At 63.4% G+C, this 9,726-nt stretch carries 10 protein-coding genes; all 10 read left to right on the forward strand.

Going from position 1 to position 9,726, the window contains the following annotated elements:
• Positions 1-87 precede the first annotated feature (87 nt).
• The 10 genes from PTE30175_RS04280 to PTE30175_RS04325 all read left to right on the forward strand — a co-directional run bounded on the left by PTE30175_RS04280 (position 88) and on the right by PTE30175_RS04325 (position 9,711).
• Positions 88-816, forward strand: coding sequence for a hypothetical protein (locus PTE30175_RS04280; protein ID WP_150695827.1), 729 nt, complete (start codon positions 88-90; stop codon positions 814-816).
• Entirely contained in the window at positions 813-1,343 is a 531-nt protein-coding gene (locus tag PTE30175_RS04285; RefSeq protein WP_150695828.1) for a PilN domain-containing protein, read from the forward strand. The genes PTE30175_RS04280 and PTE30175_RS04285 overlap by 4 nt, the downstream gene beginning before the upstream one ends.
• Positions 1,340-1,897: a hypothetical protein gene (locus PTE30175_RS04290; RefSeq protein WP_150695829.1), complete on the forward strand. Its 558-nt coding sequence runs from the start codon at positions 1,340-1,342 to the stop codon at positions 1,895-1,897. The genes PTE30175_RS04285 and PTE30175_RS04290 overlap by 4 nt, the downstream gene beginning before the upstream one ends.
• A complete protein-coding gene (locus tag PTE30175_RS04295; protein WP_150695830.1) occupies positions 1,894-2,502 on the forward strand; it encodes a secretion system X translation initiation factor in 609 nt (202 codons plus the stop codon). The genes PTE30175_RS04290 and PTE30175_RS04295 overlap by 4 nt, the downstream gene beginning before the upstream one ends.
• The gene (locus PTE30175_RS04300) at positions 2,503-4,746 is read left to right on the forward strand and encodes a type IV pilus secretin PilQ (protein WP_150695831.1); all 2,244 of its coding nucleotides are present in this window, start codon (positions 2,503-2,505) and stop codon (positions 4,744-4,746) included.
• Between the two features lie 3 nt (positions 4,747-4,749).
• Positions 4,750-5,280, forward strand: a complete 531-nt coding sequence (locus tag PTE30175_RS04305; protein WP_150695832.1) for a type II secretion system protein — start codon at positions 4,750-4,752, stop codon at positions 5,278-5,280.
• 8 nt (positions 5,281-5,288) lie between these two features.
• On the forward strand, positions 5,289-5,675 hold the full coding sequence (locus tag PTE30175_RS04310) for a type IV pilin protein (RefSeq protein WP_150695833.1): 387 nt from the start codon (positions 5,289-5,291) through the stop codon (positions 5,673-5,675).
• Complete coding sequence (locus PTE30175_RS04315; protein ID WP_224788597.1) at positions 5,672-6,280, forward strand: type II secretion system protein; 609 nt, start codon at positions 5,672-5,674, stop codon at positions 6,278-6,280. The genes PTE30175_RS04310 and PTE30175_RS04315 overlap by 4 nt, the downstream gene beginning before the upstream one ends.
• Positions 6,281-6,488: 208 nt before the next feature.
• Positions 6,489-8,051 (forward strand): multicopper oxidase domain-containing protein, encoded by a 1,563-nt coding sequence (locus PTE30175_RS04320; protein WP_150695834.1) that lies wholly within the window; start codon positions 6,489-6,491, stop codon positions 8,049-8,051.
• Positions 8,052-8,061: 10 nt separating this feature from the next.
• Positions 8,062-9,711: a multicopper oxidase domain-containing protein gene (locus PTE30175_RS04325; RefSeq protein WP_150695835.1), complete on the forward strand. Its 1,650-nt coding sequence runs from the start codon at positions 8,062-8,064 to the stop codon at positions 9,709-9,711.
• Positions 9,712-9,726 lie beyond the last annotated feature (15 nt).

The following is a 9,726-nucleotide window of genomic DNA, read 5'->3' on the forward strand; positions in this document are numbered from 1 at the left end:
GGGCATGCCCCGGCGTCCTCCGCAACACTTCCGCGCGAACCAGACGCGCCGCAGCGCGGAACCCCCGGCGCGGATGTCACGTTCGCCATGGACGAAGCGCTGCGTTTCACAGAACCGGGCGCACTCGAAGTCCTTGGCCGGGGCTTGGCCAGCGTAACAGGCGCGCCGGACAAACAGCGCGGATCGCCACGGCGAGCCTTCATCGTCCTCGACGATGCCTGGGCGCATCACGCGATCCTGCGCGGCGATTTTCGCAGTGTGCGCACGCGCGAACTCGGCGATATCACGTTGGCGTATTTCGCCGACACGTTTGGTCTCGACGCCGGGGCGATCCTGACCCGATGGCAACTGCAGCGTGGCGGGCGAGCGCTCTTTGCCAGTGCGATGTCACGCTCGCTTCACGACGGCATTCTCGAGGTCAGTGCTGCCGCACATGTCGATGTGAAGCACCTCACTGTCGGACTCCCTGAGTGTCTGGACCAAGTCCGGCGTGGGGTCGACGACCACAAGGCACTGCTGCTCGTGGTGACCGAAACCCTCTTGCAGGTCGTCGCGGCGGACCATGGCCGCTGGGCTGCCTACGACGCACAGCGCCTCTTTGCCGACGATGCGGCGGACGCCGCGCGGCTCGTCGGCATCGTCGACCACGTGCTCGAGCGCTCGTCGATGAGGCAGCAGGAAGACGGCAAGGTTTACCTCTGCGGGCTTGCGGTCGACCCGGCGCCGTTCCAGGAACGATTTTCCGGCGCGCTTCAACTGCCGGCATTTGCAACGGCTGATCCGCCCGCGGTCCGCCTGATGGGGTTAGCGCAATGATGCCGCACCTGACCATAGATTTCGCCCGGCGCCACGCCATCGTGCCGGCGGCCGGCGTGTTGCTGCTCATCATTGCCAGCGTATGGCTGATGGTGAGCGCCGCAATGATGTGGATTGTCGGCCAGAACAATGAGTTTGCCCGCAACGAGTTCGAGGCCGTCGACAACCATCATGCCGTGCCGAAACGCCAAGCGCCGACCGCGCCGGCGCCGGGCGCCGAGTTGGCGGCCAAGCAGAGCCAGGCGGTCATGCGCGAGTTGACCGTGCCGTGGCAGGAACTGCTGTCGATCGTCGAGAGTTACGCCGGGCGCGACGTTGCGCTGATTGGCATCGACCAGAATCCCGCGCAGGGCCAGCTTCGTATTACGGCTGAAGCCAAGGACGCCGACGCGATGATCGCCTACCTGAAGTATTTGCAGCGCAGCACCTTGCTGCGCGAGGCTGTGCTGAATACGCATGTGGTGGAGACAACCGTTCCGGGTACGCCCATCCGTTTTCAGATCACCGCGGTGTGGAGGAAGCCATGAGCACCGGACAGGACCTGCTGCTGACCCTTCGTTTCGAATTGCGGCGCCTGTTCGGCGTACCGGGTTTGCTCGGCAGCGTGTTGCTCGCGGCGGGATTGGCGATGTGGTTCGCCATTCCCGTGGTCGAGTCGAGTACGCGCGTACTGCTCGAGCGCACGCGGCTCGCGCATCTTGAACGGCTTCATGCCAGCGAACGCGTGCTGGTATCAACCAACGCGTGGTCGCCGGACAAGCTGCCGGGACTTTTCCCGGTCTTCACGCAAAGCGGCAACGACATTGACGTCATTTTCGAGCAAGCCAGGCAGAGCAATCTCACGCTCGGCTCCGCGCAATACCAGATCGTGGCAGACCGAAGTGGGCAATTCACCCACTATCAGGTGCTGCTGCCGGTCAAGGACCGGTACGGCGTGATTCGACGCTTCGTCGCATTGGTTCTCAATAACGTGCCTAATGCCGCGCTGCAGGAAATTCATGTCGAAAGGCCGGCGGTGGACGGTGACGTCCTTGAGGCGTCGATCCGTTTCGATCTCATCTACCGGACGAGCGGGCCATGAAACGCACCTTCTCTACACCGACGCTCATTTCGGCCGCGATCGCGGGCATCGCAATCGCCGCGCTCGGCTATTGGATCGCGCTGCCGGGCATGCATCAGTCAAGTGCCGTTGCCGCGGTTCGATTACCCGCCGCCGCCAGACATATCGCGTCGGGTACGGCGGCGTTGGTGCCACCGGCCACGCGGCAGGCGTCGCAGCCCGCAGTACCCGACGCGGCGGGGGGCGCCGATGCAATGACGCCGCAGCAAAAGCTTGCCTCCTTGCGGACACCGCTGTCTCCCGAATCGGCCAGCGATCCTTTCACCGTTTCGTCGTGGCTGCCGCCGCCACCGCCGCCGCCCCCGGCGCCGGCGCCCGTGCCCGAGGTAAAGCCCGCGCCGACGGCGCCGCCCCTGCCATTCGCATACGTGGGTGCGCAGAACCGCGATACCGACAAGCCACGCGTCTTCCTCAGCAGCGGGGATCGTCTGCTGATTGTGTCTCCAGGCGAGATGATCGACGGGCAGTATCGAATTGAGTCGATCAGTGCCACGGGGGTGGTCTTCACCTATTTGCCGCTCAATGAGAAGCAAGTCATGTCCATTCAGGGCGAGGGAGCAAAATAAATGAAACCTTCACTCAGCCGTCATCCGCCCTGCAAACCCAGGCCCTCGGCTTTGGCGCAAGGTGTTGCGTGCGCCCTGGCCGTGCTTGTGCTCGGGGGATGCGCGACCACCAATCTGAACGAGATGCGCGAGGCCAGCAAGCGCGAACCGACCAACGCCAAGACGCAGATGGACTATCTGCGCGAGCGCGAGAAAGAGGCGAACGCCGTGCTGGATGAGGCCGACCGGTTGCGCGAAGCGAACCAGTTCGACGAAGCCGTGCTCAAGCTCATGGTGGCAAGCAAGATCGATCCGACCAGCGAGCGCGGCCGGATCATCGGCGCCGCGATCGACCGTGACCGGCGTGACCTTGTGATCCTGTTGGAAGCCGAACGGATGATCAAACGCGGCTCCTACGACAACGCCAGTGCGAGCGTCGATCGGGTGCTCGCCGGAAACCCCGCCAATGTTCAAGCGCTGCGGCTATATCGTGAAATTGGCGAGAAACGCCGTTTGCAGCGGGCCGCCAAGGAAGAGAAGGACGCAGCGGCGTCGATCATGCACAAGCCGGTCACGCTGCAGTTTCGCGATGCCAACGTCCGCATGGTGTTTGAGGCGCTCGCGCGCACGACGGGTTTGAACGTCATTTTCGACCGCGACGTGCGCCCGGACCTGAAGACGACCATCTTCGTGACGAACGCCGCGCTGGATAGCACGGTCGACATGATCCTGATGCAAAACCAGCTCGACAAGAAGGTGATGAATGCGGACACGCTGTTCATCTACCCGGCCACCCCGGCGAAGCAGCAGGAGTACCAGGACCTGAAAGTCCGCACCTTCCAATTGTCGAACGTCGACGCGAAGCAGATCCAGGCGCTCCTCAAGAGCCTGTTGAAGATCAAGGAAGTGGTGATCGACGAGCGCGCCAATTCGGTATCGATCCGGGCCACGCCCGAGACGATTCAGGTGGCCGAACGCATGATCATGGCGCATGACTTGCCAGAGCCCGAGGTGATGCTCGAAGTCGAGGTGCTCGAGGTATCGCGCGATCGGATGTCCGATCTCGGTATCGACTGGCCGAGCAGCTTCACGATGGGCACGCCGAGCAGTGTCGGTACGTGGGGCGCGCTGCACCACCTGCACGCGAATGACTTGAACGTGAGTGGCTTGTCCGCGACGGCGAATTTCAAGCTGACCGATACCGATGCGAACCTGCTGGCGAGCCCGCGTATCCGCACCCGCAACAAGGAAAAGGCCAAGATCCTGATCGGCGACAAGGTGCCTGTCATTTCGAGTTCGAGTGTGCCCAGCACCAGCGGCCCGGCCTATTCCCAGTCGATCCAGTACCTCGATGTCGGCATCAAGCTCGAGGTCGAACCGCAGGTGTACCGGGACAACGAAGTCGGCATCAAGATGAACCTCGAGGTCAGCAATATTACGCAGACGATCTCGACGAGCAACTCCCAGAGCGGGCTGAGCTCGCTCGCCTACCAGATCGGCACACGGAGCGCTTCGACCAGCCTGCGCCTGAAGGATGGCGAGACGCAGATTCTCGGCGGCCTGATCCAGGATGAAGATCGCGACGCGGCGAACAAGATTCCCGGCCTGGGCCAGCTGCCCGTGCTCGGACGGCTGTTCTCGAATCACAACGGCGACCACAAAAAGACTGAGATCGTGCTGCAGATCACGCCGCACATCGTGCGGGGGCAAATGGCGGCGGATCCCGACACGCGCGAGGTTTGGTCAGGCACTGACAGCAACGTTCGTACGGAGCAGTTGCTGCTCGAGCCGCCTGCTGCATCCACGAGCGGCGTTCCCGTCGTCGCGGTGGCACCCGTGACGCCAGGCAATGTCGGCGGCGGTGGCGGCGACGCGAATGCCGCGGCAAGCGCGAAGAGCGCGGCGCCCGAAGCGCCCGCCCAGGCGCCGGCAGGCGGCGCATTCGGCGTGGCGCCCGTGGCGCCGCGCACGACCCCGCCGCCGTCCCCCTATGGCGGCAAGTTCATCACGACGGTGCCGCCACCGGCGTCGGCAGCAGGGTCTGCGGCGGTCGCACCTGCCGCCGCGCCGGCGGCTGCACCGGCACCGGCACCGGCAGAAGCGGCTGATGCGGGTCCGGGGGCCACGGTGACACCCGTGGCACCACCGGCGGCGACGCCTGCAACGCCGGTCGCGCCGCCGGCGCCGCCACCGATCCTGCCGGCGCAACCGACCGACATGCCAAGCGAGAATCCGCTGCATGCGATTCCCGTGGAGTCGAATTGAGCCATGGCTTCGGTATTCCACTCGGCGCGGCGGTGCGGTCGCTGTCTATCGGGCGGCCGCGCCGGTGTGCGCGGCTTCACCCTGATCGAGTTGATGATCACGCTCGCGCTCGTCGGCATTCTCGCGCTCGGCATCATGCCGTTTTCCGAGTTGATCGTGCAGCGGCAGAAGGAGCAGGAGCTCAGGGTCGCATTGCGCGAAATCCGCACCGCGCTCGACGCCTTCAAGGAAGCGAGCGACTTCGGCAATATCGAAAGGCAGCCGGACGCGTCGGGCTATCCGCCGACGCTGTCCCTGCTCGTGGCCGGCGTCAAGGATGCCAAGGACCCCAACGGCGCCATGATGTACTTTTTGCGGCGCGTGCCCGCCGATCCCTTCTTCACCGGCGATCCGGCGACGCCGTCGGAGGAGCAATGGAACACGCGCGCCTATGCCAGTCCTCCAGACGATCCGCAAGGCGGCGCCGATGTGTTCGACGTGACGTCGAAATCGGAGGGTGTCGGCATGAACGGCATTCCCTACAAACAGTGGTGAGGTGCATCATGATGCCCGCTAACCGGCGTGGCCGCCGCGGCTTTACCCTGATCGAGTTGATGGTCGTCCTGGCGATCATCGGCTCGTTGCTGACCATCGCGCTGCCGCATTACTTTCATAGCATCGAACGGGGCAAGGCGCAGGTGGAGCGGCAGAATCTCGCGGTGATGCGAGACGCGATCGACAAATACTACGGAGACAACGGAGAGTACCCGCAAACGCTCAATGATCTCGTAAGCAAGCGTTACTTACGTAGTATCCCGGAGGATCCGGTCAGCGGCAACGCCGACTGGGCCATCATTGCGCCGCCGGATAACACCAAGACCGGCGTGTATGACGTGGGGCCGGCGACTGCCTCGGCGGTTCCGGCCGCCGAGGCGGCGGTGCAAAAATGACCGGCGTGCCGCGCGCGCGACGCCCGCGCCGGGTGCGAGCGCCCGGGAGAGAGCGCGGCCTCGCGCTGTTGGCGGTGCTGATCGCGCTGATGCTCGTCACCATCGCCTTGAGTGGCGCGCTGGATGTTTGGGCGCTGCAGCGGCGGCGACAGCAGGAAGAAGAGTTGTTATTCGTCGGCAACCAGTACCGGCATGCGATCGAGCAGTACTACCGGGCGGGCAGGACCTGGCCCGTATCGATCGAGGATCTGCTCAACGACAACCGCTTCCCGGTGCCGGTGCATCATCTGCGACGTGCCTATGCGGACCCGATCACAGGCAAGAACGACTGGATCATCCTGAAGCAAGGCGACGCGATTTACGGTGTTGCCAGCAGTTCGGGCGACGCGCCCCTCAAGCACGCCAATTTCCCCAGGCGCTACGTCGCTTTCGCCGACGCGAAAAGTTATGGCGAGTGGCAGTTCTACTACTTGCCGCTAGGGCGACACAGCCCCGGCGCGACCAATTTGCCAGTGACCCCCGCGCCGGTCAGCCCGTCTGGCCCGTCGAGACAGCCGGGCAGCGCGAAAGGCGTTTCGCCGTTCAGTCCTAACGGCCGTTTTTGAGCCGATGGGCAAAGCCTTGGTTCCGCGAAGTGAAAGCAGTCGAAGGGTTGCCCTACTGCAAGAGTAGGAGGATGACCCATAACGCTCTTGGCCGCGCTTTTGCACAATGTAACTGGGGAGAGAAGTTTGTAATAAACGTGTTTGCCGCGAGACCGGGGCAAGGTGCCGGATTCGATTTGCGCTGGTTGGTCGGTAAGAAGGGGGTCGTATGTTTGGTGCTCGCATCTTTCGAGGCAGTCTGTCGGCGCTGCTGTTGCTGATCGTTGCCGTACCTGCCCTCGCGCAGTCATTTCGGGTTCAGTGTCCGCCCACCACGACACTTCACCCGCTGCCGGCAACTGCCGAGCCCGCCTACACCGGACCATCGGTGACAGGCCAGAAATCCACGCCGACGGGCGTCGTCAACGGGGCGATCAAGTGCCAGCAGATCGCGGGCGGCGACGGTTACGCAACGATGGGGGACGGCACGCAAACGTACATGTTCTCCTTCGGCCCGCTGTCCGGGCTGGCGGATATCCGTAACGGCCTGCCTGGCACGGAAATGGCGAACGTGTTCAGGACGGTTGGCGATCCGATCAATGATATGAACTACAACGGCGCGGTTGGCCTGGTTCCCGATCCGAACGTGGTGGCGCCGGCCGACCCGATTACGGGTCACGTCGATCCGCGGCCGATCATGGATGTCGGCGTCATGAACGGCAACATCCCCGCGCCGATGATGGCGATCGACGAGGACGACGAATTTTTCCTCACGCTGTCGAACGTCGGCATGATCATGCGCCCCGACCTGTTCGAGAAGCACACGGTGCACTTCCACGGCTACCCGAACGCCTCGTCGTTCTATGACGGCGTGCCGGATGCCTCGGTCGCGATCAACATCGGCGGCAGCTTCACCTACTACTACCTGGCGCCGGATGCCGGCACGTACTTCTGGCACTGCCACATCACGCCGCCGGAGCACCTGCAAATGGGCATGGTCGGGCAGATCTACGTGCGGCCGCGCCAGAACCGGGTGCCGTCCACTGGCCAGCTGTACGCCGCGTTGCAGCAACAGCAGTTGGACCTGCGCACCAAGTGCGGCGGCGACATTCTGTGCTCGACGCCGCTACCGCGGGTTCCCAACACCTTGACCCACCAGCCCAACAAGAGCGGCTCGGCAACCCTGTTCGCTTATAACGACGGGGACGGCACGACCGCCTACGACGTTGAGTACCCGATACAGATCCACGGCTTCGATCCAAACTTTCACTTCGTCGGCATGACGTTCAACCCCGAGCCGTTTACCGACATGAAGGACAAGTACTTCCTGCTGAACGGCCGTAGCTACCCGGATACGGTGACCCAAGGTTCGATGCAAACGCCGGTGGCCGACGGCACCATGCACTATTCGCAACCGTTGCCGACCATCGTCAATATTCCGGCAGGCGGCAAGGCTCTGCTCCGGATCTCGGATCTGGATGTCACGGAGTATCAAACACTCGCGTCGCTCGGCATTCCGATGCATGTGGTGGGCATCAACGCCCGTTTGTTGCGCGACATGTCCGGCAACGACATGACCTATTACGCGAACTCGATCACCCTGGGCGGCGGCGAATCGATCGACGTGATCCTGGATGCGCACGACATGGTCAGTTACCCCGTCGGATCGACGTTTTATTTGTACACGCCAAATCTCGACCACCTCTCGAACGACGCGGAAAATTTCGGTGGCCTGATGACAGAAGTCCACATCTGCAATTCCGTGGACCCGGTCAGCAAGTCCTGTTCGTAGGAGAACAGCCGTGAGCCAGATTAATCACAACAAGTGGATCGCGACAGTCGCGCGGTTTGCCGCGGTCATCCTCGTCGCCTTGATCTGCGTACCGGCGCGCGCCGCCGCCCCAGGCATTACGGGGGGCGCCACGAACCCGCGTTTCGATTTGTCCGCCGAGGCGAACCGCATAACGCAGCCAGACGGCATGAGTCTCTATGCGTGGGGCTATGGTTGCCATACCGCGCCGGCGGGCTTTTCGCCGGCGGCGATCGCGGGCGCAAACTGTCCGACCATGCAGATCCCGGGGCCGACGCTGATCGTTCACCAGGGTGACACGGTGACGGTGACGCTCACGAACAACCTGCCGGCGGCCGCAGGCAACACGTCGATTCTTTTTCCCGGCTTCCAGGTCACCCCGACGGGTGGCGTGCAGGGCCTTCTCACGCAGGAAGCTGCGCACGGCGGAACGGTTACCTACACGTTTGTCGCGACAACGCCGGGCACGCACAGCTACTACAGCGGCACCCAGGGCGACCTGCAAATCGAGATGGGGTTATACGGCGCCGTCATCGTCCTGCCGACCGTCAGCGGGTCGTTGGCAGTGCCGACCGGCTGCCGTACGGTTGGCCCGACGCTGCCGGATGGACAGACCGACTTCCGCAACGCCGCGGCGGCTTACAACCTCAGCGCGGCATGCTACGACCGCGAGTATCTGTTCCAGTTCTCGGAGATGGATCCGCGCATCCATACGCAGGCAGAGCAGCAGGCTGGCATGGCATGCGCGCGCAATAGCGGCTGCATGACCGTCGAAACCGAGCCCTACCATCCGGCCTACTACATGATCAACGGCCGCTCGATGCCGGACGACATGGACCCGAATTACTCGCCGCAGTATCCGCATCAACCGTACAACGGCAATCCGCATATGCACCCCGGCGAATTGGTGCTGTTGCGCATCATCGGCACGGGCCGTTGGCAGCACCCGTTCCATGAACACGGCAATCACGTGCGCATCCTCGCACGCGACGGCAACGTCCTGGTCAGCCAAACGGACCCGACACAACCCGCCGGACCGCTGCTGTTCACGACGACCACGACGCCTGGTATCGCCATGGACGGGATTTTCTACTGGACCGGCAGGGGCCTGAACTGGGATGTCTACGGACACTACCCCGGCGCCGTGTACACCGACCCCGACCCGAAATACGCTGCCTTCCTGGGCAAGCCGGTCGTCTGCATCCCGGACGCGAACGGCTACTACACGCAGCTTGACAACGGTAGCGGACAACCAAACGGCGTGCCCAATTCGGCCTCGCTCGCGCCCAACTACTACGAGTGGTGTGCGGATCACAACAAGCCGCTCGAAGCCCACGCGTTCGGCAATGTCGGCAGCGGCGGCCCGGTGACGCTGCCGGACTCGAACATCCTGACCAACGGCGCCTGGTACGGCGGAAGTCCTTATCTCGGTCCGGACGCCACGATACGCGCTGTCGGCGCCACCGGTACGTCGCCACCCAGCAATACGATCGCGAATCCACCGGCGACCGAAGCGGGCTTCGCTTTCATGTGGCACTCGCACAATGAGCGCGAGATCACGACGAACAATATCTTCCCGGGCGGGATGATGATGATGATGCTTGTCGATCCGCAAGCCTTTGTGATCGACGAATCTAATTAGTGGCAAGGGGAACGG

Origin of the sequence: Pandoraea terrae (genome assembly GCF_902459695.1) — a bacterium.
GTDB lineage: Bacteria > Pseudomonadota > Gammaproteobacteria > Burkholderiales > Burkholderiaceae > Pandoraea > Pandoraea terrae.